This is a genomic window from Micromonospora hortensis (assembly GCF_022230935.1).
Classification (GTDB): Bacteria; Actinomycetota; Actinomycetes; order Mycobacteriales; family Micromonosporaceae; genus Micromonospora; species Micromonospora hortensis.
This window is the reverse complement of the sequence record NZ_JAKKFE010000020.1, coordinates 1-25,690: the sequence shown is the minus strand read 5'-3', so window position 1 is coordinate 25,690 and position 25,690 is coordinate 1. Positions and strand designations below refer to the sequence as shown.

The window sequence follows — 25,690 nt, the reverse complement described above, 5'->3', positions numbered from 1 at the left end:
TCAGTCGGCCGGGCGGCGCAGGACGGTGACCGCGAACGGAGCGTCGTCGCGCCACGGGCGCAGGTCCCAGGTGGCGAAGCGCTGCTCCACGCGCAGCCCGGCGGCCACCGCGTCGGCGTCGAACGCGGTCAGCGGGTAGCCGCGCTCGGTGCCGAAGCCCACTGTCAGCACCCCGTCGGGTCGCAGGTGCGCTGCCACCCGGCGCAGCACGGCCGGTTCGGTGCCGACGGCGACGAAGGCGAGCACGTTGCCGGCCAGCACTGCCGCGTCGAACGGCTCGGCCTCACCCAGCGCCGGTAGATCCAGCTCGGCGAGGTCGGCGACCAGCCACGTCGGGCCGGGATAGTCGGCGCGGGCGGCATCCACCAGCGCGGGATCGGCGTCCACCCCGACCACCGTGTGCCCCCGCTCGGCCAGCGCGGCACCGACGCGGCCGGTGCCGCTGCCGGCGTCGAGAATGCGGGAGCCGGGCGCGACGAGGGCGTCCACCAGTCGGGCCTCGCCGGCCAGGTCCGCACCCTCGGCCACGAGCTTGCGGAACCGGTCGATATACCACTGTGAGTGCTCGGGACCGGTGTCGGTAGCCCAGCGGGTCGGGTTGGCCATGAGGCCACCGTATCCGGGCCGGTGGGGCCCGGGCGGGCGACCCGGACGAGACCATCATCCCTTCTCCGCGCCGCTGGTCAGTCCCTCGGTGAGCAGCCGTTCGCTGGCGAAGAAGAGGATCACGATGGGCAGGGTGAGCACTACCGACCCGGCCATCAGCACGGTCTTGGGGACCTCCACCCCGTCGGCGAGCAGGGACAACCCCAGTGACACCGTCCACCGGTCGGGTTTGTCGACCAGGAACAGCAGGGCGAAGAGGAACTCGTTCCAGGCGATCATGAAGTCGTAGAGCGCGACCGCCATGATCGACGGCATCGCCAGGGGCAGGCTGACACGGCGGATGATGCCGAGCCGGCCGGCGCCGTCGATGGCGGCGGACTCCTCCAGACTGACCGGGATGGTCTCGAAGTAGTTCTTCAGCATGTAGACCGACACCGGCAACGTCTGCGAGATGTAGACCAGCACCAGACCGAACAGCGAGCCGCGCAGCCCGGCCCGGGTGAAGACCACGAACAACGGGATCGCGATGACGATCGACGGGAACAGGTAGACCGCCAGGAACAGGAAGTCCACCTGCCTCCGGCCGAAGAAGCGCAGCCGGGCCACCGCGTAGGCGCCAGGGATCGCGACCAGGAGAGTGAGCACTGTCGCCGCGACGGCGACCAGCCCGCTGTTGCGGATGAAGGTGAGGAAACCCTGGCCGCCGTCGTCGGTGGCCTTGAGCACCTCGGCGTACGTGGCAACTGTCAGCTCACCGAAGCCGACCACCAGCGCCCCGGGGTCCAGCAGCAGCCGCTCGATGGGGCGCACCGAGAGCACCAGCATGTAGTAGAAGGGGAAGACCGTGATCACCAGGAACACGGCGATCACCAGGCGGCGCAGCCAACGCAGGCTCACCGTCTCCACCACGTCCCGGTCCATCAACCCACCCTCCGTCCGAAGAAGCGCAGATAGATCAGCACGAACACGATGAGCACCACGGCCAGCACAACCGCCTGGGCGGCCGCGGCCCCGATGTCGGTGCGGGCGGTGAGGAACTCGTACACCCGCACGCTGACCACCTCGGTGCCGGCCGCACCGCCGGTGAGCAGGTAGACGTCGTCGAACTTGTTGAACGTCATGATGAAGCGCAGCACGCCCAGCAGGGCGATCACCGGCAGCAGTTGCGGCAGCAGGATGTGCCGGAACCGCTGGGTGGGGGTGGCGCCGTCGACCCGTGCGGCCTCCTCCAACTCGCCGGGCACCGCCTGGAGCCGGGCCAGCAGGAACAGGAACGCGAACGGGAAGTACCGCCACGCCTCGAAGACGATCACCGTGGCCAGCGCTGTCGACTCCTGGGTGAGGAACGGCACCGGGGCGTCCCAGCCGAGCAGGCGTTGACCCCAGGCGTTGACGATGCCGAGCTGCGGGTCGAGCATCACCTGCCAGACGAACGTCACGGCGACCACCGGTGCCACGTACGGCAGCAGCATGGACGCCCGGACCAGGGTGCGACCCCGGAACGGCCGGCGGACGACCAGTGCGGCCACCAGACCGAGCACTATCGATCCGACGGTGCCGCCGATGCTGTAGATCAGCGTGACCCACAGCGTCTCGGCGAAGCCGGGGGTGTTCAGCACCCGGTCGATGTTGTCCATCGTGAACTCGCCGAACAGGCCGGTCTTGCGCAGCGTGGCCAGCCGGACCCGCTGGAAGGCGAGCACCACCGTCCAGACGATCGGGATGCCGATGACCGCGATGGTGACGAGCAGGGTCGGTGCGACCAGCGCGAGCCCGGCCCGGGATTCGCGGCGGCGCAGGGTCAACGGTCGGCGCCGGGGTGGCACCGACCGCTCCCTGGTGGGGGAGCGGCCGGGGCCGGGCGCGGTGGTGGTCAATTGACGCCCGCCTTGATGGCGTCCACGTCCTTCGTGGCGCGGTTGGCGGTGGCCGCCGCGTCGGACTTGCCGGAGACGAGGTCGCCCAGCACCTTGGGCACCGGCAACTCGCCGAGCATGGCGCCGACGAGCTTGCCCTGCCCCTGGGTGAGCCCCCAGCGCCCAAAGGTGTCCGGGCTGCGGCGCAGCGTGGCCAGCACCTCTTCGCCGTACACGTCGGTGAGGGGCTTCTTCGCGTCCACGCCCGCCTGGCTGGTGTTCCAGGCGGTCAGGTACGCCTCCGGCTCGGCGGGGGTGCCCTTGCGCACCGGGAAGCGGCCCTCGGGGGACATGCCGAACCAGCGCGGGTAGCCGTCACCGAGCATGTACTCCACGAAGGACTTCGCCGGGTCGGTGACCGCACCGTCGAGAACCGCCCATGAGCTGATCTCGCCGTACTGGGCCGGCTCGGTGCCGTTCGGGCCCTTGATCGCGGTGACGAACCCGCTGTTCTTGGCGAGGAACGCCGGGTCCGCCTGGCACTGGGGGCAGGTCGGCTTGGCGTCGTTGCGCAGCCCGGCCAGCTCGTCGAGGATGAACGGCGACCAGATCACCATTGCCGCCTTGCCCGCGAAGTAGGTGGCCCGGGTGGTGTCCACGTCCTGCGCGCCCTTCACCGAGCTGGTGCGGATCAGGTCACCGTAGAAGCGGAACGCCTCGACGCACTGGGGCGAATCCAGTGTCACCTTCCCCGAGTCGTCGGTGAGCTGGCAGCCGTTGGCCAACGCCAGGTGCTCGAAGGTCTGCTGGGTGAACACGTCGCTGGGGGCGGTCGCCGCGGTGATGCCGGCGACGCCGCCGGTGTTCAGCCGGGCCGCGGCGGTGGTGATCCGCTCGTACGTGTCGGGGGCGGGCAGGCCGGCCGCGGCGAACAGGTCCTTGCGGTAGACGAGCAGCTGCCCCCAGCCGTCGCTGGGCACGGACAGCTGTTTGCCGTCGTCGGAGGTGAGCTCCAGCGCTCGGGGGGAGAACGTCTGCTTGCCCAGCTTGTCGACGACCTCCGCGTTCGCCGAGGCGTGCAGCAGCTCGTTGCCGGCGAGCGTACGGATGCCGGCTAGGGAGACCGAACCGACCACGTCGGGCAGGTCGCCGGCGGCGGCGTTGGCGGCGATCAGTGAGGGGAACTGGTCCTCGTTGACGGTCACGAGATCGACCTGGATCCCGGTCTTGGCGGTGAAGTCGGCGATGATCGCCTTGGTGGCGGTGACCCGGTCGGCCACGTCCTCCAGGCTCCAGACGGTGATCTTCTTGCTGTTGCTGTCTGGCTCGTCGTCGCCGCAGGCAAGCAGGGTGGTCGTGGTAAGTGCCAGGATCAGGGTGGTGGCGAGTATCCGCCTCGGAGGTGCAGACATCGATGGCACTCCTCTCGAAGGGTACAAGAAGGATCCAACACCTTCGATTGATCAATAGCAAGACATATCGCGATTTTTTGCTATCCTGGAGCCCAGTGCTACCGGGATGTGACACATGGGCAACTGGGTGGTCTCTCTCGCCGGGCCTCGACGCATCAGCCTCGAGCCCTGCCCGCCGGATCCGCTCGGCCCCGGCCAGGTCCGAGTCCGCACCTGCTACTCGGGCATCTCCGCCGGCACCGAGCTGACCCTCTACCGGGGCAGCAATCCCCGGCTCAGCAAGGACTGGGACGACGCCGCCCGGATGTTCGTCCCCCGACAGACGCCGGTGCCCTACCCGTTGATCGGCTTCGGCTACGAAGAGGTCGGGGAAATCATCGAGGTCGCCTCGGAGGTCACCGACCGGCATCCGGGGCAGCTCGTCTGGGGCATCTGGGGGCACCGGGCCGAGGCCGTGCTCGCCGCCGACGCGGTCCGGGCGCTCCCCACCGGGCTGGATCCGCTCGCCGCGGTCTTCGCCCGCCCCGGCGCCATCGCGCTGACCGCCGTGCTCGCCGGCGACCTGCACCTCGGCGACTGGGTCGGCGTCTTCGGCCAGGGGGTCATCGGGCTGCTCGCCACCCGGCTCGCGGTGCTCTCCGGGGCCCGGGTGGTGGCCGTCGACCCGGTCCCCGACCGGCTGGAGCACGCCGCCCGATACGGCGCACACTCCACTGTGGACGCCACTGTCACCTCCGCCGCCGCCGTCCTCCGCCAGGCCACCGACGGCCGGGGGGCCGACGTCTGCCTGGAGTTGTCCGGCGCGTACCCGGCGCTGCACGAGGCGATCCGCTCCACCGCCCACGCCGGCCGGGTCGTGGCCGCCGGTTTCTACCAGGGCCAGGCCGACGCGCTCGGCCTCGGCGAGGAGTTCCACCACAACCGCATCCAGTTGGTGGCCGCCCAGGTCTCCGGGCCCACCCCCGCGCCGAGCATGGCCGGCCGGTGGACCGGAGATCGGGTCGCGCAGACCTTCATGGACCTGGTGGCCGACCGCAGCGTCGACCCGCTGCCGCTGGTCAGCCACATCGTCGACGCCAGCGCGGTCGCCGACGCCCTCGCGCTGCTCGACCGCGGCGCCGGTGACGTCCTCCAAGTCGTGCTGAGGTTCTCATGACCACCATCGCGCTGGCCTGTCAGGAACAACTCCTGCCGGGCACCAACCTGATCCAGAAGTACGCCCTCGCGGCAGCCCTCGGCTACCAGGGCATCGAACTACGCGGCCGCGGCGACCTGGCGTTCGCCCGCCGGCTGCCCGAGCTGCGCCGGGCCCGCGCCGCCGGGGTGGTGATGCCCACCGTCTGCGTCGAGATGGACCACTTCATCGGCGACTTCGACCCGGCCCGGTCCGCCGACGCCGTCCGCAACCTGCGCTCCCAGCTCTCGGTGATCGCCGAGCTGGGTGGCGTCGGGGTGATGACCCCGGCCGCCTGGGGGATGTTCTCCCGACGACTGCCGCCGTTCGAGCCGCCCCGGGCCCCCGACGGCGACCGGCAGGTGCTCCTCGACGCCCTCGGCGAGCTGGGCGAACACGCCCGGGCCGAGGGGGTCACCCTCTTCCTGGAACCCCTCAACCGGTACGAGGACCATATGGTCAACCGTCTCGACGAGGCGGTGGCGCTCTGCGCCGCGCTCGGACTTCCGTCGGTCCGGGTGGTCGCCGACACCTTCCACATGAACATCGAGGAGGACGACGTGCACCGCGCGCTACGCGCCGCCGCGCCGTACCTCGGGCACGTCCAGGTCAGCGACTCCAACCGGTACCAGCCCGGCGCCGGGCACCTGGACTGGCCGGCGCTGGTGCGTACCCTGCTGGAGCTGGACTACCGGGGCTGGCTGGCCCTGGAGTGCCGGCTCCGCGGCGACCCGGTCCGGGCCCTGCAACAGGCCGCCACGGTGCTGCGGCACGCACTGCCCCGGCGGGCCGCCGCGTGACCGCCGACGCGAGGCTGACCAGCGTCGGCGCTTCCGCCGACGCCGAGCCGATTAACGTCGGCGAGCCCGCCGACGCCGGAGCGACGCGCGCCGACGCCGCCGGCACGGGTGGCCCGGCCGACGCGGCCGGGCTGCGCCGGCTCGCTGTCGACACGCTCGACGCCAACTGGGAGCACGACCACACGGTGCCGTCGCGCACGCTCTACCCGCATCAGTGGAGCTGGGACTCCGCGTTCATCGCGATCGGGTTGGCCCAGGTCCGCCCCGACCGCGCCTGGCGCGAGCTGGCCAGCCTGTTCCGGGCGCAGTGGGCCGACGGACGGGTGCCGCACATCGTGTTCAACCCGGCACTGCGGGTCGGCGCGTACTTCCCGGGGCCGGAGATGTGGCGATCGGCCGACGTGCCGGGAGCACCGACGGTGGCCACCTCCGGCCTGGTCCAGCCGCCGGTGCACGCGCTCGCCGCGTTGCTGGCGTACCGGCGGGCGCCCGATCCCACCGGCCTGACCGCGCTGCGCCGGCTCTATCCCGCGCTGGTCGCCCAACAGCGTTACCTGGCCGACCGGCGGGACGTGGCCGGTGACGGGCTGGTCTGCATCGTGCACCCGTGGGAGTCCGGATTGGACAACAGCCCGGCCTGGGACGAGCCGATGGCCGCGGTGCCGGCCGAGGCGGCAGTCATGCGGGCGTACCGTCGGCACGACACCACGCACGCCGACGCCGCGCACCGCCCCACGGACCTGGACTACGCGCGTTACCTGGCGATCGTCGCCGCCTACCGCGACCACTGCTACTCCGACCGCGACCTGGCCGCCGGGCACCCGTTCCTGGTGGAGTGCCCGCTGTTCAACGCGGCGTTCGGGGCCGCCGAACACGCCCTCGCCGAGATCGCCGCGCTCGTCGGCGACGATCCCGGACCGCACCGGGCCCGCGCGGCCCGGGTCACCGAAGCCCTCCTGCGCCGGTTGTACGACCCGGACACCGGCACGTTCCAGCCCCGTGACCTGCGCACCGACCGCCTGGTGAGCGCCCGTACCGTGCTCGGGCTGACCCCCCTGATCCTGCCCGACCTGCCGACCCGGCAGGTCGACGCGCTGGTCGTCGAGGCCCGGTCGGCGCGCTTCGGGGTGGCCCGTCGGATGGACCGGCCGCTGCCCACCTACGACCGCACCGCGCCCGACTTCGAGCCGCTGCGTTACTGGCGTGGGCCGAGCTGGCTCAACATCGGCTGGCTCGTCCGGCGTGGGCTGATCGAGCACGGGCACCCGGAACTGGCCGCCGGGCTGGGTCGCTCGATGATCGGTCTGGTCGCCGGCGCGGGCTGTCACGAGTACTTCCACCCGGACACCGGCGCCGGGCTGGGCTCACCGGCGTTCAGCTGGACCGCCGCGCTGCTGCTCGACCTGCTCGCCGACTGAGCGCGCTGCCGGGTGGTAGCGTCCCCGATCCCGGTGGCGGCAAAAGGAGCATCGTGCGCGAGATCGACAAGGTGGCCTGGATCCTCGTCGAGGACGGTCGGGTGTTGAGCACCCGGTCGGTGGGCAAGGACGTCTGGTACCTGCCGGGCGGAAAGCGCGAGTCGGGCGAAACCGACCTGCAGACCCTGCGTCGGGAGATCGACGAGGAGTTGAGCGTGGAGGTCGTCGTGCCCGGCGCCGTGCACCTGGGCACCTTCACCGCGCAGGCGCACGGCCACTCGACCGGCATCACCGTGCGGATGACCTGCTACCGGGCCGACTATCGGGGAGAGCTGCGGCCGGCCAGCGAGATCGCCGAGATGGCCTGGCTCGGGTACGCGGACCGACACCGCACCTCGCCGGTCGACCAGATCATCTTCGACCACCTGCGGGCCGAGGGTCTGCTGGCCTAGCAGCAGTTTGTCGCGGCCGGCCAGGGGTAACCGGCCGAGCGTGACCGACGGCGACGGGTTCCCGTACTTCATCGACGCGGTGTCCCAACGGTCCGGCCTGCCGGCCGAGGAGGCCGCCGTGCTCGCCCGCGCCGTGCTTCAGACGTTGGCCGAGCGGGTGACCGGCGACGCGCCCGGCGACCTCGTCGGGCACCTTCCGAACGAGGTCGACGGCTACCTGAGTGGCCCGGCCCCGGATCCGGCCGGGGCCTCCGGTCCGGCCCCGGATGCGGCCGCGACGGCCCTTCCGGCCGGCGCCCTCGGCCCGGATGCTGGCGCCGATGGGTTGACCAGCGGGGTGGGCCTGGAGGTCGGCGGTGCCGGCGCGACCCCGATGGAGGCCGGCCCGACGGAGTTCCTTCGTCGGGTGGAACAGCGTGCCGGGGTGGACCCGGCCACCGCCCGGGCCGGAACGGGCGCCGTCTTCGCCACGTTGCGAACGGCGATGACGGTGCGGGAGTTCCGGGAGATGGTGGCGCGACTGCCGCGCGACGGCGGTTTCTGACCCGGCCCGGCGGGATCAGCCCAGGAGGGCCCTTGTGACGTCGGCCCGGTTGAGGGCCGCCACGCACCAGGCGAAGTGGCCGTCCTGACCCGTCGGGTCGTAGGCGTTCGCCGTGATCACCGAGTAGGCGGCCCGGTAGACGAGCAGCGCCCCGCGGTCGTAGCCCAACCGCGCCTCGATCCGGTCGAGGAGGTCGCGTTCGATTTGCGCCGCCTCAGGCCCGTACATGTCGAAGATCGCGGCGGTGACCGCCGCGTCGAACGCCGGGTCACCCTCGGTGGTCAAAAAGCCCCAGTCCAGCACCGCGCTCGGTCGACCCGAGGCATCGACCAGGATGTTCCCCGGAATCAGGTCACCGTGCAGCACCGCCCGCCGGCCACTGTCCACCTCGACCAGACGGCTGGTGAGCGCCGCGGCTTTCCGGTCGAAGTCGGCGACGGCCCCGCTCAGCACCTGTCGGAAACGCTCGACCCGGCGTTCGGCGAGGCGCGCGAGGGCGACCGGAAAGCCCTCCCCGGTGTTGAACAGCGGGGCAACCTCGCCCAGGACGGCCAGCTCACGGGCCGCCCGGAGACCACCGCCGGCCGCGAGCGCGGCCACGATGTCGACAACGATCGTGTACGCGGCCTCGCGGGACACCGCGCCGGCCGCGAGCGCGGCGGCCACTGTCGTGCCGGTCAGCCGCCGCTCGATGGTGACGACTCGGCCTCCCACCGATTCCACCTGCGTGATCCGCGGCACCTGGAACGGCAGCGGCTTCGCGGCCAGTGCGTCGTAGAACGCTGCCGCCCGGCGGGACGACTCGACCGAACCGGCGAACCAGATTTTCGCCACCCGCGAGTCGTCGACCTCGAAGACCGCGCCCTCCATGCCCTCGCCCAGCAGCTTCGGGGTGGTCGTGCCGATCCACTGCCGGAGCACAGCGGCCACCTGGTCCTCCGCGAGGTGACTCACGCCTCGGACACCTCCTCGGGCTCGGCGACCCAGGCGGAGAAGACCGGCACCCCGTGCCACGGGCCGGTGACGCCGTCGGCTCGGGCGTCGGTGGCGACGGCCACCACCGCGTACGGGTGGCCGAAGCGCAGCTCGGCGGTGCGGGCCACGCCCTCCGGCGGCATGCTGGTGATCCCGGCCATGCCGGTCACCGCCGCCGCCTCGAAGCCGTACCTGTCGAACCGGGCCACCGCCGTCTGCCATGCCTCGAAGCGCTCCACCGGCAGCGCCAGCGCCGTCGCGAGCGTGTCCACCGCGGCGGCGAAGCCGAGCGCCGGGGCGGTCAGGTCATGGTCGTTCCGAGCGGACCAGCAGGGCAGGACGGCGGTGTGCCGCTCTTCGCGGCCATCGCGGGCCCAGGTGTGTACTCGTTCCTCGGCCAGCGTCCACAGCGGAGTCTCGCCGAGCGGCAGGTCGAACAGCGCGCGGCTGCCCGCCGGTGGCGCGCCGTCGGCCGCGCCGGCGCTCAGGTCGTACGCAGTGGCCAGCACCTCGGCCGGTGGCACCTGCGGCGCGGCGGCCACCGAGAGGACGACCAGCCCCGCGCCGTCGGTCGTCTGGGCGGGTGCGGCGTGCACGATCACGTCACCGGCCCGCGCTGTGGACACGATGGCGCAGCGGTGGCCATGGCTCGGGCTGCGTAGTGCCCGCCGTAGTTGGCCGGCCCACGGGCTGTTGGCGCCGAGCGCGCGTGCGTCGGCGACGTCGAACGGGTTCGCCCAGGACACCCGGGTGGCCAACGCACTGGCCAGGATGAACACCACGTCCCAATCGACCTCCAGGGGGAACGTCTCGATCAGGCCGAGGCTGTGCTCGCGCGCCCAGGCGTCCAACCCGGCCTGATCGGGCAGTGCGCCGACCTCGGTCGTGCTGGGCAGCGCGGCCCGCCACGCCGCCGGCCCGCCGTCGCCCTGCCCCGTTCGGTGCCAGAGCGCGGTGGCGGACCCGACCAGCGGGTGCGGCGCCTCCAACAGTGTTCGGGCCACCTCGGCCGCGCTCGGCAGGTCGGTGCCCAGCGCCTGCGCCAGCTTCGCGGCGGCTCTGTCCGCTACGGCCGGATCGCTGTCGGCCGTGGTGGCAGTGACAGCGAGCAGCAGCCAGGCACCGAGCGGGGAGGCGACGTGGTGTCCGTCGCCGGCCGTGGTGTGCAGCCGCGCGGCGTACGCGGAGAGCGGCCCGTGCAGATCGGTCCTCATGTCCCCACTCTGCCCGCCGGCCCCGCTCATGACCACAGCTCGAACGGCTCGTCGATCTCCGTGCCGGCGAGGAACGGGGTGATCAGCCGGGGGAGCTGCCCGGGATAGAACCGTTCCCGACTGGCGACCACCGCCGGCAAAGGCCACCAGCGGAAGCCGAAGTAGTCCTCCCGCTCGTAGTCGAGCCGGTGCGCCTCGTCCACGTCCGGGCCGGGGCCGGCCAGCCGTACGGCGACGACAACCTCGTCCTGGACGTGCCGCAACTGGCGGTGCAGGAAGCTCGCCCGCCGCCGCCAGTTCGGCGCACCAACCTCGTCGGCGGTGATCACGATGCCGGTCTCCTCCCGCAGCTCCCGCACCGCCGTGTCGCGATAGGTCTCACCGGGATCCATGCCACCGCCCGGCAGCTCCCACCAGGTGCCCAGCCGGGCGTGGTCCGGGTCGCGGGTGTGAAACAGCAACACCCGGTCGGCACCGTCGGTGACCACCACCCGCACCGCGCGTCGCTCCAGGATCGGCAGGTCACGGGGCAGCTCGTTCATGGAGCCAGTCTGTCGTACCGCCCTCTTCGGCGGCGGGTAGGCTGCCCGCCGTGGCTGGTCTGTTGAGGAATGTCGCGGCGCGTATCTCCCGGGTCGGTGCGGTGATCCCGTCGCCCCGGCGTACCGGGCCGGCGCCCGCGCAGGTGGCCCGCCGCCGTCAGGTGAGCGCCCTGCAGCGTCGGGAGCTGACCTACGCTCCGGAGCGGGACGGTCAGGCCGACCCGGGCGAGATCGTCTGGACGTGGGTGCCGTACGAGGACGACCCCCGCCAGGGCAAGGACCGGCCGGTGCTGGTCGTCGGGCGGCACAGCCGGACTCTGTTCGGGCTGATGCTGTCCAGCCAGAGCGAGCGGGACGGTCAGCGGCACTGGTTCGCGCTCGGGCCGGGTGAGTGGGACCGCGACAACCGGCCGAGCTGGGTCCGGCTGGACCGGGTGCTCACCATGCGCGAGGACAGCATCCGCCGGGAGGGCGCCGTGTTGGACCGGCCCCGCTTCGACCGTGTCGGGCAGGCGTTGCGCGCCGGCTACGGCTGGCGCTGACCGCGCGGCGAGCAACCCCGGCAGTGGGGGTAGCCCCACAGTGAGGCACCTGGCGGCGAGATCTATTCGCGGCTCGGCCCGACCGCGGCACCCTTCGTGTCCGGCGGCGGGTACGGCTGGTCGGCGAGGAGTCGGGCCAGGTGTGCGGTGTTGAGCGCCAGGGCCTTCGTGGTGCGGCCGGTGGTGTCGGGCTTGGGGCCGGCGTCGCGGTAGTCCACGGTCTGCAGTGCCTCCCCGACCCAGTAGGTCGCGGCGGCGGCGGCGATGGTGAACCCGACCTCGTTGAGCGCCTGCTGCACCTCGCCGATGGTGTGGTGGGCGCCGTCCTCGTTGCCGACAACGGCGACACCGGCCACCTTGCCGTAGGTGAGGAGTCGGCCCTCGGCGTCGGTCTCGGAGAGTTCGGCGTCGAGGCGTTCGAGGACCATCTTGCAGACGCTGGAGGGTTGGCCGAGCCAGATCGGCGTGGCGATGATGAGCACCTGGGCTGCCATCAGCTTGTCGCGGATCGCCGGCCAACCGTCGCCGTCGCCCTCGTCCGTGGACACCCCGAAACGCACGTCGTGATCGACGACGCGGATCATCTCGCCCTCCACGCCCTGCGCTGCCAACTCGGCGAGCACTTCCCGGCCGAGTTGCTCGGCGCTCGACGGCGTCGGTGACGGCTTGAGGGTGCAGTTGAGTACGAGGGCGCTGATGGTCGCCACGTCGGTTCCTCTCGGCGGTCATGATTCGGGTACTGGTTTCCCATACCCGGATAGGACGTCTCAGAACGCCCCGGCGGCCGGCAAAACCGCTGGGTCGGTGGCCGGAGCGCTGGCATGGTGTTCCGCATGGTGCAGGACGTCGCACGGCAGGTGGCCGAACAGGTACGGGCGGGCTTCGGCCTGCGCCTGTCCACGATGGAGCCGGTCACCTCCGGCGCGGACCAGCACGCCCGACTTGCCGGGCATCACCGCGCCACTGCGGGCCGACGACGGCCACCGCCTCTTCAGGGCGGCCACGATGCGGTGCGGGGCTGAACGGTCAGCGCTCGCCGAGGAACGCGCTGTCGACCAGTTGGCGGGGTGACCGGGTGCCACCGAGGCTCTTCGCCTGGTACATGGCCGCGTCGGCGCGGCTGAGCGCGTCGGTGAGCTGGGCCGGGCCGCTCACCGGGGCGAGCCCGACGGACGCGGTGACCCGGACGCTGCACCCGCTCAGCCGGATCGGCGCGGCGACGGTCTCGCTGAGCCGGCGGGTGGAGTGCTCGATCCAGCGCCGGTCGACGGTGGGGCTGGAGAGCAGCCCGGCGAACTCGTCGCCGCCGAGGCGCGCCACGAGGTTGTCCCCGGCAAAGCCGGCGAGGCGTTCGGCAACGCTGATCAGCACCTGGTCGCCGGCGGCGTGCCCGTACCGGTCGTTGATCTGCTTGAAGTCGTCCAGGTCGAGCACCACGGCGATCAGCGGCTGGCCGGCGGCGTCGGTGAGCAGGGCGGCTGCCAGACGGTAGAAGGCGCGTCGATTGGGCAGCCCGGTGAGCGGGTCGTGACTGGCGGCGTGCCGTTCGGCGGCAAGCTCTGCCTGGAGGTGACCGATCTCGGCCTCGGCGCGCACCGCCCGTCGGCGTAGTTGCCAGGAGGAGAGCAGCGCGCCCGCCGCGCAGACGCCGGAGGCGACACTCATCGGATCCGGCACGAACCCTCCCATCGCCGCGACCGCCTCCAGCCTTCGGTTGACGCGGCACGCCGCGTCGGGCCCAGTTTTGCCTGATCGTTGCCCGTGTGGGGGTAACACAAAGTGAACGGATGGGCACCGATCATGTGCGTTATCATGCTCGCCGTCGGATGCAGATGCAATAGCAGATGCACGTGCAGAACCGTCCAATGTCGATACCGCACCTCCTCGCCGTCACCGCTCCTCCCACGGCCACCGGCGGGCTCGTAACAGAAAGACGCCCCCATGCAGCAGCCACCCAATGGCGTACCGATCCACCAGTTGCCTCCGCTGAGCTGGCAGAAGAGTCGCCGCAGCAACCCCAGCGGCAACTGCGTCGAACTGGCCGAACTGCCCGAGGGAGCGGGCATCGCGGTCCGCAACTCACGACACCCGGAAGGGCCGGCGCTGATCTACACGGTGGATGAGATCGCCGCCTTCGTTCTCGGTGCGCGGGACGGAGATTTCGACCACCTGATCAACTGACCGTCCGGGGGTGGGTCGTCCCGGCGACGGGACTTATTCACCGACGCGGAGGAGTTCACCTCACTGTCGGTCCATGGCATGCTTACACGTCGGCCGGGCCGGGGCGCCCGGCCGTCGTGGGTCGGTGTCCGGAGGTCCGCACGTGACGATGGTTCCCGCCGAGGGTGGCCCGACAACCGGGCCGACCGTGCTGCGCATGCTGCTCGGCGCCCAACTGCGCCGCCTTCGGGAGTCCAGCGGGGTGACCCGGGAGGGCGCCGGCTGGGAGATCCGCTCCTCCGAATCCAAGATCAGTCGAATGGAGCTGGGCCGGGTCGGTTTCAAGGAGCGTGACGTCGCCGACCTGCTGACCCTCTACGGCGTCACCGAGGACCACGAGCGTGACGCGCTGCTCAAGCTCGCGCGGGACGCCAACAGCCCCGGCTGGTGGCACCGCTACGGCGACGTGCTGCCCTCCTGGTTCCAGTCGTACCTGGGCCTGGAAGCGGCCGCCGCGCTGATCCGCAGCTACGAGGTGCAGTTCGTGCCCGGCCTCCTGCAGACCCGGGAGTACGCCCGGGCGGTCGTGCTGCTCGGGCACGGCGCGGCCGGTCCGGGCGAGATCGACAGACGTGTCGCGCTGCGGATGCAGCGTCAGCAGTTGCTCCACCGGCAGAACCCGCCGCAGCTCTGGGCCGTGGTGGACGAGGCGGCCCTGCGCCGGCCCATCGGCGGCGCGGAGGTCATGCGCGGTCAGCTCACCGCGCTCATCGAGGCGACCAAGTCGCCCCACATCCGGTTGCAGGTCATCCCGTTCGCCGCTGGTGGCCACGCCGCTGCTGGCGGCGCCTTCACCATCCTGCGCTTCGGCGACCAGGAGCTTCCGGACATCGTCTACATCGAACAGCTCACCAGCGCCATCTACCTGGACAAGCGCGACGATCTGGATTACTACGCGGTGGCCATGGAGCGGCTCTGCGTCGAGGCCGAGCCGCCGGAGCGTACGGCGGAGATCCTCGGCGACCTGCTGGACGACCTCTACCCGGCCTGACTGCCGACCGCGACGGCCCTGGCCTGGTCAATGACCGTGGACAGTGGGCCGGAGTCAGCCCGCCTGCCCTGACCGCTCGAGCCCTCAGCGGAAGACCCTCAGCGCGCGTATTGACCGACGCCGACCGGCCGAGCTAGTCTCTGTATCGATACAGACTGGATCGATGCAGAGAGGTGCCGGTGAAGCCAACACTGCAAGCCGTGGCCGACGCCGTCGGTGTCTCGCGCAGCACCGTGTCCAACGCCTACAGCCGCCCCGACCAACTCTCCGCCGCCCTGCGCGAGCGAATCCTGGACGCCGCCCGGCAACTCGGGTACCCCGGCCCCAACCCCACCGCGCGCTCCCTGCGCCGAGGTTTCGTCGGGTCGATCGGGGTGCTGTTCACCTCGCAACTGTCGTACGCCTTTACCGACCCGTTCGCGGTCCGCTTCCTGGCCGGCGTCGGCGCGGCGGCCGAGCGGCACGGCACCAGCATGCTGCTGGTGCCGCTGCCCCCGGCGGTGACCGACGCCCGACAGGCGGTGGAGAACGCCGCCGTCGACGGGTTCTGCGTCTACTGCGTCGCCGACGAGGACTGGGCGTTGGACGTGATTCGCCAACGCGGGCTGCCGTTCGTCAGCACGGCCGCCCGCGACGACGCCAGCGACGACGAACGGTTCGTCGGCATCGACGAGCGGGCCGCCGCACGCAGCGCCGCCGCGCACGTCGCAGGGCTCGGGCACCGTCGGGTGGCGCTGCTCGCCGACTCCGTGCTGCCCGACGCGCCGGCCGGCCCGCTCACAGTGACCGGGGTCGACCAGGTGCCGCATCCGACCACCCGAGGTCGGCTCAGCGGGTTCGCCGACGCCTTCGCCGAGGTCGGCGTCGGCTGGGCCGAGCTGACGCTGGTCAACGTCCCCGGCAACAGTCGCCCGGCGGCAGCCGCGGCCATCGCCGGGCTGTTCGACCAACCCACGCCGCCGACCGCCGTGCTGGCCGGCTCCGACGTCCTCGCGCTCGGTGTGCTGGACGCCCTGGCCGCACGGCCGGCCCATGATCGTCCAACCGTCTCGGTGACCGGCTTCGACGACGTCCCCGAGGCCGCCGCGGCCGGTCTGACCACCGTCCGGCAACCGGCCGAGGAGAAGGGCCGGATCGCCGCCGAACTGCTGCTCGACCCGCCCGCGGACGTCGCGGCCGGTCACGTACTGCTGCCCACCGCACTCATTGTCCGGGGCTCCACCGGACCTGTCCCGAGGAGTTGACCATGGAACTTCCCACCGGATACATCACCGCGCTCGACGCCATGAACCGGCACGTCAACTCGGCCCGACCGGACGCTCCGGTCCAGGTCGAACACCCCCGCCGGGCCCTGCTCGCCCCGACCCGGCAGGCCACCGCCCTCGCCCTGCGCCGGCTCGCCGACCGCATCCAGCCACGACCGCTGCCCGCCACCCCGCGCTGCTCCTGACCCGCACCAATCCCATTCCGGTACGCACGGGACGAACAGTGTGGGTCCGGGCACGCAGAGTGGTCGACGGCGGTGTTGCCAGGCAGACTGGTGAAGCCATGTCACCGCTCACGCCCACTCTCCGCCTCCACGACCGCTACGTACTGCACGAGCGGATCGGTCTCGGTGGCATGTCCGAGGTGTGGCGGGGCGACGACGAGGTGCTCGGGCGGCCGGTCGCGATCAAGGTGCTCGCCGGGCAGTTCGCCACCGACCCACAGCTGCGGGCCACCATCCAACGCGAGGCCCGTGCGGCCGCCCGGCTGACCCACCCACACGTGACGCAGGTGTACGACTACGCCGAGGCGACCCTGGCCGGCGGCGTCGTGGTCCCGTACCTGGTGATGGAACTCGTCGACGGTCACAACCTGGCCGACCGGCTGCGGACCGGGCCCCTGCCCTGGCCGGAGGCGGTCCGGGTGGCAGGGCAGATCGCCGCCGCGCTGGCCGCCGCGCACCGCATCGGCGTCGTGCACCGCGACGTCAAGCCCGGCAATGTCATGCTCACCGACACCGGCGCCAAGGTGCTCGACTTCGGCATTGCCGCGCTCGGCGGCCTCGACAGCCAGTCCGGCGAACCGTTGATGGGTACCCCCGCCTACTTCGCCCCGGAACGGCTGACCGCCGGCCCGCCCGACCCGGCGAGCGACGTGTACGCCCTCGGCGCACTGCTCTACCGCACCCTCACCGGGCGGGCGCCACTGCCCGTGCAGAGCTGGGAGGACGCGCTGGAAGTGCACCGGCGCGGCACCCCGGTGCCGCCGCTGCGGGTGCCCGGCCTTCCCGCCGACATCGCCGAGCTGACCGTCGCCAGCCTGGCCGCCAACCCGGCCGACCGGCCGAGCGCCGCGCACCTGGCCCGCCGCTTCGGTGCCGGTCAGCCGGTCGAGCCACCCACCGAGCTGCTGCGCATCCGACCGGCCGCCCACCCGCCCACCCTGATCGACCGGTCGATGGTGGCCCGCCCCGTCCCGGCACCCGCCGCACCGGCCCGACGCCGGTCGCGTCGGCCTCTCGCCGTGCTCGCCGCGGCCGTGCTGGCCGTACTGATCGGCGTCGGCGTCCTGTTCGTGGAGAATCCGCTCGGCAACCCGGGCACACCCGACCCGGCCGAGATTGCGGCCGCGCCGTCGACCTCCGCCCCGGCTCCCGCGCCCACGACACACTCGCCGACGCCGGCCGCACCGTCGCCAACACGCCCCACCGCCAGCACCGCGCCCCCGACCGTCGGGCAGCAGCTACCGGTCAGCTTCCGGGAGGTGAGCAGCGAGTTCGCCGCCGTCCTCGCCACCGCTGTCTCCCGCGGTGACGTCGACCCGAAGACCGCCGAAGATCTGCGTGACGACCTGGCCGACATCAACCGCCGCACCAGGGACCGCGCCAAGCGCGTCGGCGACCTACGGGACCACATCGCCGAGCTGGTGCGGCGGGACCGTCTACCAGCGCAGACGGGCGCGAAACTGGACGCTTTGCTCAGCCGGGCCGACGCCTTCTCCACCAGCCGTACGGACGACTGATACTGCCGTCGATACCGCTGGCATGATGTCCCGATGCGGACACGTCTGATCTTCGTGCGACACGGCGAGTCGGTCCACCAGCTCGAAGGAATCATCGGTGGGCCACGTGGCTGTCGGGGCCTCACCGCCCTCGGCCACGAGCAGGCACACGACCTGGCCAACCGGCTCACCGGCGAGGTCGCCGTCGACGGGCCGGTGGCGGTCTACTCGTCCGTGCTGCGCAGGGCCGTCGAGACCGCGCAACCGATCGGTGCGGCGTTCGGCGTCCGGCCAGTGGCCGACTGTGGTCTCTGCACCTGGCACACACCCCCGTACGCAGACGGCCTGCCGACCGCCCTCTTCCGCACCGACCACGCGGTGGCGGGCGGCGGTGTGTTCCGACCCTTCGAGGAGGGCAACGAGAGCTGGGCCGAGCTGGTGGTCCGCGTCAGCCGCGCGATCATGGAGATCGCCCACCGGCACCGGGGCTCCACAGTGGTCCTGGTCGGCCACAGCGAGACCGTCGAGGGCGCGTTCCACGCGCTCGCCGCGCAGCCGGTCTTCCGGGCGTTCGACCTGGACGTGCCCCCGGCCTCGATCACCGAATGGACCACCGACCACGACCCCGGCGGTTGGCCGCCGGCCCGCTGGACGCTGCGCCGCTTCGCCGACACCGGCGGGTGGGCCAGGGGATGATCCGGGCCGCACCGGGCGCGACCAGCTTGGGCATGCGGTGGCGCTAGTCGGCGGCCAGGATCTGCTCGCGCAGGATCTCCGCGTGCCCGCAGTGCTGGGCGAACTCGCGCAGCACGTGCAGGTAGACCCAGCGCAGCGGCAGCGGGCCGCGCCGGTTGCCGCGAAGCAGGTCGTCGAGGCCCAGGCTGGACGTGGCGCGGCGGGAGGCTTCGCAGGCTTCCTGGTGCGTGCGCTGGACGGTGGCGATCGTGTCGCCGTCGTCGAGGATGAACGACTCGTCCGGCGTGGCGGGGATGCCGATCTCCGAGCGGGGTCGACAGGTGACGGCCTCGTCGAACCAGACCTTCTCCACGAACGCGGCGTGCTTCACCAGACCCAGCAGCGTCGTCCGGGACGGCACCAACGACCGGCGCGCCTGCTCCTCGGTCAGCCCGTCCAGGTAGCCGTTGAGCGCCCTGCGGTGCTCGTCGATGAACGCCTCGAACTGCGCCTGGGCCGACTGGCCGACCACATCATCGGCGAAGGTCGGAGGAAAGGAGGTCATCCCGGAAGCATTTCAAGGTCATCGCCGCTGCGCAAACAGCACACTCAGCCGAAGGAGAGAAGAGCACCGCGCTCGTCGAAGCGGGCGGTGCCCGCCCAGGCGATCTCCCAGCGGTTGCCCTCCGGGTCGGCGATGTAGCCGGAGCGCCCACCCCAGGACCGGTCGGTCGGCTCCGTCACGACCGTCGCGCCTGCCGCGACGGCGGCTTCGAACGCCGTGTCGACCTCGTCGCGGCTGTCGACGTTGCAGGCCAGCGTCACCCCCGACCAGCCACCGGCCGGCGCTGGCGCACCCGGCGCCGCCTCGGCGGCCAACTCCGGCAGCGGGTAGAGCGCGAACAGCACACCACCGAGCAGGAAGGCCGACCAGCCGTCGTCACTGGCCGGCAGCTCGGGCCACCCCAACGACCGGTAGAACGACCGCAGCGCGGCGACGTCGCGTGCTCCCAGCGTGACCACTGACAGTCGGGAGGGGACGGTGCTCATGGGCCGATCCTGCCCGAGACGTACGACAGGTGCCAGGCGTCGCCGTTCAGTCGGCGCGGCCGGAGAAGTGGTCGGCAAGCACCGGTGCCAGCACCTCGTCCGAAACGCCGTGCCACTCGCCGGGCAGGGTCCGGTGCCGCCCCGCTGGCAGCGCTTCGGCCACCCCCTGTGCCCAGCCGTGCAGCCGTGCGTCGCTCTGTGCGCTGTCGAGCACCAACGTCGGGATCGTGAGTGCGGTCAGTGCCTCGGCAGGTAGGGCCGTGAGCAGGGTGAGGTCGTACACCAGGGTGTGCGCCAAGGCCTCCATGGCCGGCCAGCCCGGCCCGTCGCGCATCCCGTCGACGAACTCGGCGGGCACACCGATGCTGCGCTGGAAATGCAGCATCGCATCGCCCGGACGGCCGGCGGCGACCAGCTCGGTGATGTCCGCGGCCAGGCCCGGATCGCCAGTCGACTGCTCGTCCTGTGTGAACGGCGGCTCCAGGAGGGCCAGCCGGGTGACCGACAGGCCGCCGGTCGCGGCGAGGAGCGCCAGCACCGCCCCCGAGGAGAAACCGTAGAGGGCTGCCGAACCGCCGGACGCGCCCTCGATCAGGGCCCGTAGATCCTCGACCTCCCGCTGTGGCGCGTACGGAGACGTGTCGGAACTCTGCCCCCGGCCCCGCCGGTCATAGGCCAGCACTGTGAACTCCTCGGCCAGGTGGGCAGCCAGCGACCTCATCGGGCCCATCTCGCGGAACCCGCCAGCCGCATCCACCAGGATCACCGCGGGACCGGCGCCGCTGCGCTCGTAGGCGATGGTGGTGCCGTCCGCCGAGCGGACCGTGCCGGTCGTCGTGGCCTCGGCCATGCGCTCCTCCTCGTGTCGGTGACACTGCCGCACGCTAGGGGATGGGTCCGACGTCGACCGCCCAGTCACCCGATGCTGACGCTGAGCGACTCGCCCGGTCCAGTGTCCGCGCGGGCGTACACCTCGCCGTCCGGCGTCCAGACACCGGAGCGCCCCGCCGCCTCGGTGTAGCCACCGCCGGTCGACCCGGCGAAGCTCGCCACCGCCACCCAGACCCGGTGCGCCGTGGCGATCCGCTGCGCCCGCTGGTCTATCACGGCGGCGTCGCGGGCCGATTCCAGGACGCCCGCCGCGTACACGTCGATCCCGAGCGCGGCCGTCCGGTCCGCATGCGCGGCCACGCCGGTGTCCTTGCAGATCGCCAGCCCCAGCCGCCAACCGTCCACATCGAGCACGACCGGCGCGTCGCCGGGCCGGAAGCGACGGGCCTCCGCGTCCCCCAGCCACATCTTCCGGTACGCCACCGTCGCACCGCCGCCGGTAACCGCCAGCATCGCGATGTGGTCACCGGTGACCGGCGCACCGACCAGGGCCAGCGCACCCGCCTCGGCGCACGCCTCGACCAGCGGCGCCAACCGCGGGTCGTCGACCGACACGACCGGCGCGTCCAACTCGTACCCGGTCAGCGACAGCTCCGGAAAGACCACCACTCGGGCGCGCGCCGCGCGGACCGCGGCGGCGTGCGCCCACGCGTTTACCGCGACATCCAGGGGTACGCACGGCGGCTGGACCACGGCGAGCCGCAGCGGGGTGCGGCTCTCCACACCCCCACCGGTGTGGTCGACCCGCGCGGTCGGGCGGTCGGCCCCATGGTCGGCTCTCAGGATGACTTCGTAACGTGGGCGCATGATTCGAACGTCCCACGCCGTGTTCGCCACCGGAACCCCCGCCGCCGCAGCGGAGCCACCACAGGACGGGATCGTCGGCTACGTCACTGACCTGGTGGAACGACTCGGCGGGCCGGGTGCCGGCCTGGCGGTGGCGTTGGAGAACCTCTTCCCGCCGATCCCCAGTGAGGTGATCCTGCCGCTGGCCGGGTTCGTCGCCGCGCAGGGACGGATGAGTCTGGTCGGTGCGATCTTCTGGACCACGCTGGGTTCGGTGGTGGGCGCGCTCGCGCTCTACCTGATCGGCGCGGCCCTGGGGCGCGACCGGATGCGCGCCATCGTTTCCCGGCTTCCGCTGGTCAAGCTCAGCGACGTGGACCGGACCGAGGCGTGGTTCCTGCGGCACGGTGTGAAGGCGGTCTTCTTCGGCCGGATGATCCCGATCTTCCGGAGCCTGATCTCCATCCCGGCGGGCGTGGAGCGGATGCCGGTGACCACGTTCCTGCTCTACACCACGCTGGGCAGCCTGATCTGGAACACCACATTCGTGCTCGCCGGCTACCTGCTGGGCGACAACTGGCACCTCGTCGAGGGCTACGTCGGCACGCTTCAGAAAGTGGTGATCGTGGTCTGCGTGGCGGCGGCCATCTGGTTCGTCGGGTCCCGCGTGCTGAAAGCCCGGCGCGCCGCCCGCAACCCCGAGCCGACCGAACCCGAGCAAGGCGAACTGAACGGGATGCCCGACCCGGGTGGTCGCGGCACCCTCTACCGAAGCGGATCGTGGGCCTCGGACGAGCGCTAGCCCCCTCTTCTTCTCCTCCACCCCACGCGCCACCCCCCGTGGTCGCATGCGGGCGGGTCAGATGACGCAGAGCAGGAGAACAGGCGTGGTGCGGAAGGCGGGCGAGGTGGTGGGGGAGCGGCGGACCGGCAGGCGGTGGCTTCGACTGCCGTTCGGCGTCGCCGTCGGCATCGCGACGGCCGCCGTCGAGTTCGCCTTCCTCGCCGTCGCGGCCGCCGCATCCAGCGTGCGCGCTGTCGCGCCTGCGGCCGGCCGTCGGGTTGCCGGCCTGACCGACCGGTACGGGGGGCGGCTGGTGCGGATGGAACATCGCCGCCTCGTCGGGCTGCTCGCCGCGGAGGATCTGCCCGTGCCGATCACCGTGGCGACCCGGCGGCATCTCGGCTACCTGGCCGCCCGGCTGCTACCCGGCACGCTCGGCCTGCTGGCGTACGCCGTGCTCGGCGTCGGCGTGGTGCTGGCCGGGATCGTGCTGCGCGCGGCGGTGCGCGGAGAGCTGACAGTCCTCGACGCCCTGTCCCAGATCGGCGTCGGGGCGGTGCTGTTGCTGCTCAACGTTCAGGCCGTTGCCAGCATCGCCGCGCTGGACATCCGGCTGGCCCGACGACTGCTCGGGCCGGGAAGTCGGGCGGAGCTGACGCGGCGGGTCCACGAGCTGACCACCAGTCGGGCCGGGGTCATCGCCGCCGTCGACGCCGAACGGCAGCGCATCGAACGTGACCTGCACGACGGCCTCCAACAGCGGCTGGTGGCCCTCGGCATGCTGCTCGGCAGAGCCCGCCGCGCCCGCGACGCCGACCGCACACACGCACTGCTCGCCCAGGCGCACGAGGACGTGCAGCGGGCCATCGAAGAGTTGCGCGAGGTGGCGTGGCGGGTCTACCCGTCAGCACTGGACGACAGTGATCTGGGCGAGGTCCTGGCCATCGTCGCCCGCGGATCCGAGGTGCCCGTGCGGATCCGCTGCGAGCTGCCCGTCCGCCCCGAGCGGCAGGTCGAGACGGTGCTGTACTTCGTGGCCTGCGAGGCGCTCACCAACGCCGCGAAACACGCCGCCGCTACCCTGGTCAGTGTCGACATCGGAGTACGGGATGGGTGGATCCGGATGCGCGTACACGACGACGGCATCGGCGGGGCGGAACCGACCGGACGCGGGTTGTCCGGACTGGCGCGACGGGTCGCCGCGCTGGACGGCCGGCTGCTGGTGACCAGCCCCGCCGGCGGTCCGACGACAGTGCTGGCGCAGCTGCCGTGCGGCTAGTCCTCGCCGAAGACTCGACGCTGCTCCGGGAGGGCCTGACGCGGCTACTCGCCGACGAGGAGCACGAGGTACTCGCTGCGGTCGCGACCGCCGACCAGCTTGTCGAGGCGGTCGGACGATCCCGTCCCGACGTGGTCGTCACCGACGTCCGGATGCCACCCAACCACACCGATGACGGGCTACGGGCCGCCCTGGAGATCCGTCGTCGGTGGCCCGACACCGGAGTCCTCGTGCTCTCCCAGTACGTGGAGCGGCGTTACGCCGGGCGGCTGCTCGCGGACCGTCCCGAGGGAGTCGGCTACCTGCTCAAGGACCGGGTCGCCCAGGTGGACGACTTCCTCGACGCACTCGACCGGGTCGCCGCCGGAGGCACCGCCCTCGACCCGGAGGTGGTCCGTCAGGTGGTGGCCGGCTCGGACCGACCCGACCCGTTCGGTCGGCTCACACCGCGGGAACGGGACGTGTTGCACGAGATGGCGCAGGGGCACACGAACCTTGCCATCGCCCAGCGGCTGCATGTATCGCAGAGCGCAGTCGAGAAGCATGTCAACGCCATCTTCGACAAACTCGACCTCGTACACACAACGGGCTACAGCCGACGAATCCTGGCAATCCTGCGCTACCTGGGCTCGTAGTCCGGGCACCCTCGTAGTGCGGGCACCCTCGTAGTGCGGGCACCCTCGTAGTGCGGGCATCCTCGTAGGCCGGGCGCGGCGGCCGGTCCAGCCTGCGGAATCAGGGGCCGTGCAGGTGCGGGCCGGGCAAGCCATGCGGGTCTGGGGCCGTGCAGGCGCGGACCAGGCAAGCCATGCGGGATCGGACGCCGGGCACGCGGGGGCCGGGCCCGGCATGATCGACTCGGGTTCCTTGATGTCGGGGTGTCCCGGCGTCCGGGATGCCCCGCCTTCCGTGAACCCGAGTGGATCAAGCGGGTGAGGGGCGATTAGACGCCAGGGTTCCGGTGGGTGTGGGTGGTTTGGTCGTTGGTGGGGGTTTGTGGGGTGTGGTCGGGCGCACTCGTGGGCCGGAATCATGGCCGGGCCGGGGTCGTTACACACCCTGACGATCGCAGCACCACCGACCGGCCGCCCGACCCCGAGGGCTGGTCGCGCCGGGTTGGAATGCCGATCCGCGCTCGGTCGTTACGACCCCCACGAACGACCGCAGGCGCCGCCGCGATGAGGGTGCCGACGGGTGGGCCGATCCCGGAATGACCCCGGCCCCCCGGTCGTTGCAGTCCCCACGAACGACCGACAGGCACCGCCACGACGAGGGTGCCAGCAAGTGGGCCAACCCCGGAATGACCCCGGCCCCCCGGTCGTTACACATGAACCCGGCGCCACGAGCCCCCGCTCGCCAGGTCGCCGACCCCGACACCCCGACACGGTGTCACCCCCTCAGACTTTTCCCCCTTGTTTGTGCAGCGCCGGACGAGGTGCTCACACCCTTGCCGCCGTCCCCCCTTTGGCGGTGTGGGTGTTCTACCCCCGAAGGAGCTACCCCCATGAACACGATCTTCCGTAAGAGCATGCTGTCTGTTGCTGGTCTCGCGTTCGCCGGTGGTGTGTTCGCCGGCCCGATCGCCGCCCACGCCAACCCGGTGGATGCCAAGCCGGTCGCGGTCACCGTGCAGTCGGCGGCGCCGAAGCCGCAGGGCGACCAGTCGCACATCAGCCTGAATGACGAGCAGACCGCGAACGTGAAGGCGATCATCGCCGCCACGAAGAAGGCCGGTCTGCCGGAGCGGGCCGCGGTCATCTCGATCGCGACGAGCCTGCAGGAGTCCAAGCTGGAGAACCTGGGTCACCTGGGCGACATGAACGACCACGACTCGCTGGGCCTGTTCCAGCAGCGCCCGAGCTCGGGTTGGGGTACGCCGGAGCAGATCACCGACCCTGAGTACTCCACGACCGCGTTCCTCAAGGGTTTGAAGCAGGTCGACGGGTGGCAGGACATGGCCTTGACCGACGCCGCGCAGACGGTGCAGGTGTCGGCGTACCCGGACGCCTACGCCCAGTGGGAGCAGCAGGCCACCGACCTCGTCGCCCAGCACTGGAACAGCTGACCCGCACCACAGCACCACAGCACGGCACGACACGACAGGGCACGGCAAGATGACACCAGGACAGCGACCGCTGGCCGGCACCCGCAACCCGGGTGCCGGCCAGCGGCACTTCCGTCTCCGTGTGCGGCAGACACATACTCGCTGGTCGCGGATCGCCGCGCCGCCGGGTGCCGCCGGAAGCGGATGCCGCGCTGCCAGAAGCGGATGGCGCGGTCCGGTCACCAGCAGATCTTGGACAGTTTCCGTTCTGCCGTAACGGAAACTGTCCAAGATCTCGTGGGTTCTACCCGAAGGGTGGCGCGTTGGCGGGTGTTGTGGTCGTGAGGCGACCGCTGTCCAGCGATGGGACCCGGCGGCGGGCGGCCCGGCAGCGATGGACCCGGCGGCGGAGCGGCCCGGCGGCGGGGCGGCCCGGCAGCGATGGACCCG

The 25,690-nt window shown here is 71.8% G+C and carries 30 protein-coding genes; 17 read left to right on the top strand and 13 right to left on the bottom strand.

The window, feature by feature from the left end; all coding sequences use genetic code 11:
* The 4 genes from NIE111_RS14620 to NIE111_RS14605 are packed head-to-tail and all read right to left on the bottom strand — an operon-like array spanning position 1 to position 3,874.
* Positions 1-606, bottom strand: coding sequence for a class I SAM-dependent methyltransferase (locus NIE111_RS14620; RefSeq protein WP_238684903.1), 606 nt, complete (start codon positions 604-606; stop codon positions 1-3).
* Between the two features lie 54 nt (positions 607-660).
* A complete protein-coding gene (locus NIE111_RS14615) occupies positions 661-1,527 on the bottom strand; it encodes a carbohydrate ABC transporter permease (RefSeq protein WP_238684902.1) in 867 nt (288 codons plus the stop codon).
* Complete coding sequence (locus NIE111_RS14610) at positions 1,527-2,483, bottom strand: carbohydrate ABC transporter permease (RefSeq protein ID WP_238684901.1); 957 nt, start codon at positions 2,481-2,483, stop codon at positions 1,527-1,529. The genes NIE111_RS14615 and NIE111_RS14610 overlap by 1 nt, the downstream gene beginning before the upstream one ends.
* Complete coding sequence (locus NIE111_RS14605) at positions 2,480-3,874, bottom strand: ABC transporter substrate-binding protein (RefSeq protein ID WP_238684900.1); 1,395 nt, start codon at positions 3,872-3,874, stop codon at positions 2,480-2,482. Before NIE111_RS14605 ends, NIE111_RS14610 begins: the two co-directional genes overlap by 4 nt.
* Before the next feature lie 115 nt (positions 3,875-3,989).
* Between NIE111_RS14605 and NIE111_RS14600 the strand changes: the two genes are divergently transcribed.
* The 5 genes from NIE111_RS14600 to NIE111_RS14580 all read left to right on the top strand — a co-directional run bounded on the left by NIE111_RS14600 (position 3,990) and on the right by NIE111_RS14580 (position 8,262).
* Positions 3,990-5,030 (top strand): zinc-dependent alcohol dehydrogenase, encoded by a 1,041-nt coding sequence (locus NIE111_RS14600; RefSeq protein ID WP_238684899.1) that lies wholly within the window; start codon positions 3,990-3,992, stop codon positions 5,028-5,030.
* Entirely contained in the window at positions 5,027-5,848 is an 822-nt protein-coding gene (locus NIE111_RS14595; protein WP_112589707.1) for a sugar phosphate isomerase/epimerase family protein, read from the top strand. The genes NIE111_RS14600 and NIE111_RS14595 overlap by 4 nt, the downstream gene beginning before the upstream one ends.
* A gap of 131 nt (positions 5,849-5,979) precedes the next feature.
* Positions 5,980-7,266, top strand: a complete 1,287-nt coding sequence (locus NIE111_RS14590; protein ID WP_238685098.1) for an MGH1-like glycoside hydrolase domain-containing protein — start codon at positions 5,980-5,982, stop codon at positions 7,264-7,266.
* Positions 7,267-7,319: 53 nt separating this feature from the next.
* Positions 7,320-7,718 carry an NUDIX hydrolase gene (locus NIE111_RS14585; RefSeq protein WP_238684898.1) on the top strand — a complete coding sequence of 133 codons (399 nt, stop codon included), beginning with the start codon at positions 7,320-7,322 and terminating at the stop codon, positions 7,716-7,718.
* Positions 7,719-7,758: 40 nt separating this feature from the next.
* Positions 7,759-8,262, top strand: a complete 504-nt coding sequence (locus tag NIE111_RS14580) for a DUF2267 domain-containing protein (RefSeq protein WP_238684897.1) — start codon at positions 7,759-7,761, stop codon at positions 8,260-8,262.
* A gap of 15 nt (positions 8,263-8,277) precedes the next feature.
* Here the strand turns inward: NIE111_RS14580 and NIE111_RS14575 are convergent, their stop codons facing one another.
* The 3 genes from NIE111_RS14575 to NIE111_RS14565 are packed head-to-tail and all read right to left on the bottom strand — an operon-like array spanning position 8,278 to position 10,993.
* Positions 8,278-9,216: a phosphotransferase family protein gene (locus NIE111_RS14575; protein ID WP_238684896.1), complete on the bottom strand. Its 939-nt coding sequence runs from the start codon at positions 9,214-9,216 to the stop codon at positions 8,278-8,280.
* Positions 9,213-10,451: a hypothetical protein gene (locus NIE111_RS14570; protein ID WP_238684895.1), complete on the bottom strand. Its 1,239-nt coding sequence runs from the start codon at positions 10,449-10,451 to the stop codon at positions 9,213-9,215. Before NIE111_RS14570 ends, NIE111_RS14575 begins: the two co-directional genes overlap by 4 nt.
* A gap of 26 nt (positions 10,452-10,477) precedes the next feature.
* On the bottom strand, positions 10,478-10,993 hold the full coding sequence (locus NIE111_RS14565; RefSeq protein ID WP_238684894.1) for an NUDIX hydrolase: 516 nt from the start codon (positions 10,991-10,993) through the stop codon (positions 10,478-10,480).
* Positions 10,994-11,043: 50 nt separating this feature from the next.
* On the opposite strand from NIE111_RS14565, the gene NIE111_RS14560 reads away from it, so the two are divergent.
* Positions 11,044-11,535, top strand: coding sequence for a type II toxin-antitoxin system PemK/MazF family toxin (locus NIE111_RS14560; protein WP_030336385.1), 492 nt, complete (start codon positions 11,044-11,046; stop codon positions 11,533-11,535).
* Positions 11,536-11,597: 62 nt separating this feature from the next.
* Here NIE111_RS14560 and NIE111_RS14555 read toward each other — a convergent pair whose 3' ends face one another.
* A complete protein-coding gene (locus NIE111_RS14555; protein ID WP_238684893.1) occupies positions 11,598-12,242 on the bottom strand; it encodes a flavodoxin family protein in 645 nt (214 codons plus the stop codon).
* Positions 12,243-12,368: 126 nt separating this feature from the next.
* Here NIE111_RS14555 and NIE111_RS14550 point away from each other — a divergent pair, with 126 nt between their 5' ends.
* Positions 12,369-12,557, top strand: a complete 189-nt coding sequence (locus NIE111_RS14550) for a hypothetical protein (RefSeq protein ID WP_238684892.1) — start codon at positions 12,369-12,371, stop codon at positions 12,555-12,557.
* Positions 12,558-12,561: 4 nt separating this feature from the next.
* Here NIE111_RS14550 and NIE111_RS14545 read toward each other — a convergent pair whose 3' ends face one another.
* Positions 12,562-13,212, bottom strand: a complete 651-nt coding sequence (locus tag NIE111_RS14545) for a GGDEF domain-containing protein (RefSeq protein WP_238684891.1) — start codon at positions 13,210-13,212, stop codon at positions 12,562-12,564.
* Positions 13,213-13,476: 264 nt separating this feature from the next.
* Between NIE111_RS14545 and NIE111_RS14540 the strand changes: the two genes are divergently transcribed.
* The 6 genes from NIE111_RS14540 (at position 13,477) to NIE111_RS14515 (ending at position 18,427) form a co-directional block, all read left to right on the top strand.
* Positions 13,477-13,716 carry a DUF397 domain-containing protein gene (locus tag NIE111_RS14540; protein ID WP_091406718.1) on the top strand — a complete coding sequence of 80 codons (240 nt, stop codon included), beginning with the start codon at positions 13,477-13,479 and terminating at the stop codon, positions 13,714-13,716.
* A 148-nt stretch (positions 13,717-13,864) separates the two neighbouring features.
* Positions 13,865-14,746 (top strand): Sco1979 family transcriptional regulator, encoded by an 882-nt coding sequence (locus NIE111_RS14535; protein ID WP_274531148.1) that lies wholly within the window; start codon positions 13,865-13,867, stop codon positions 14,744-14,746.
* A gap of 200 nt (positions 14,747-14,946) precedes the next feature.
* On the top strand, positions 14,947-15,990 hold the full coding sequence (locus tag NIE111_RS14530; protein WP_238684889.1) for a LacI family DNA-binding transcriptional regulator: 1,044 nt from the start codon (positions 14,947-14,949) through the stop codon (positions 15,988-15,990).
* A gap of 2 nt (positions 15,991-15,992) precedes the next feature.
* A complete protein-coding gene (locus NIE111_RS14525; RefSeq protein WP_238684888.1) occupies positions 15,993-16,196 on the top strand; it encodes a hypothetical protein in 204 nt (67 codons plus the stop codon).
* 98 nt (positions 16,197-16,294) lie between these two features.
* Entirely contained in the window at positions 16,295-17,752 is a 1,458-nt protein-coding gene (locus NIE111_RS14520; protein ID WP_238684887.1) for a serine/threonine-protein kinase, read from the top strand.
* Between the two features lie 33 nt (positions 17,753-17,785).
* Positions 17,786-18,427 (top strand): histidine phosphatase family protein, encoded by a 642-nt coding sequence (locus NIE111_RS14515; RefSeq protein WP_238684886.1) that lies wholly within the window; start codon positions 17,786-17,788, stop codon positions 18,425-18,427.
* A 43-nt stretch (positions 18,428-18,470) separates the two neighbouring features.
* Here the strand turns inward: NIE111_RS14515 and NIE111_RS14510 are convergent, their stop codons facing one another.
* From NIE111_RS14510 to NIE111_RS14495, 4 genes are all read right to left on the bottom strand, one after another.
* Positions 18,471-18,971 carry a DinB family protein gene (locus NIE111_RS14510; RefSeq protein ID WP_238684885.1) on the bottom strand — a complete coding sequence of 167 codons (501 nt, stop codon included), beginning with the start codon at positions 18,969-18,971 and terminating at the stop codon, positions 18,471-18,473.
* Positions 18,972-19,015: 44 nt separating this feature from the next.
* The gene (locus NIE111_RS14505; protein ID WP_238684884.1) at positions 19,016-19,456 is read right to left on the bottom strand and encodes a VOC family protein; all 441 of its coding nucleotides are present in this window, start codon (positions 19,454-19,456) and stop codon (positions 19,016-19,018) included.
* A 46-nt stretch (positions 19,457-19,502) separates the two neighbouring features.
* Positions 19,503-20,306 carry an alpha/beta fold hydrolase gene (locus tag NIE111_RS14500; protein ID WP_238684883.1) on the bottom strand — a complete coding sequence of 268 codons (804 nt, stop codon included), beginning with the start codon at positions 20,304-20,306 and terminating at the stop codon, positions 19,503-19,505.
* 65 nt (positions 20,307-20,371) lie between these two features.
* Positions 20,372-21,070 carry a carbon-nitrogen hydrolase family protein gene (locus NIE111_RS14495; RefSeq protein ID WP_238685097.1) on the bottom strand — a complete coding sequence of 233 codons (699 nt, stop codon included), beginning with the start codon at positions 21,068-21,070 and terminating at the stop codon, positions 20,372-20,374.
* Between the two features lie 82 nt (positions 21,071-21,152).
* Between NIE111_RS14495 and NIE111_RS14490 the strand changes: the two genes are divergently transcribed.
* The 4 genes from NIE111_RS14490 (at position 21,153) to NIE111_RS14475 (ending at position 25,261) form a co-directional block, all read left to right on the top strand.
* Entirely contained in the window at positions 21,153-21,935 is a 783-nt protein-coding gene (locus NIE111_RS14490; RefSeq protein WP_238684882.1) for a DedA family protein, read from the top strand.
* Between the two features lie 85 nt (positions 21,936-22,020).
* Positions 22,021-23,196: a sensor histidine kinase gene (locus tag NIE111_RS14485; RefSeq protein ID WP_238684881.1), complete on the top strand. Its 1,176-nt coding sequence runs from the start codon at positions 22,021-22,023 to the stop codon at positions 23,194-23,196.
* The gene (locus NIE111_RS14480; protein WP_238684880.1) at positions 23,187-23,831 is read left to right on the top strand and encodes a response regulator; all 645 of its coding nucleotides are present in this window, start codon (positions 23,187-23,189) and stop codon (positions 23,829-23,831) included. Before NIE111_RS14485 ends, NIE111_RS14480 begins: the two co-directional genes overlap by 10 nt.
* Before the next feature lie 869 nt (positions 23,832-24,700).
* Positions 24,701-25,261 (top strand): hypothetical protein, encoded by a 561-nt coding sequence (locus NIE111_RS14475; RefSeq protein ID WP_238684879.1) that lies wholly within the window; start codon positions 24,701-24,703, stop codon positions 25,259-25,261.
* The last annotated feature ends 429 nt before the right edge of the window (positions 25,262-25,690 follow it).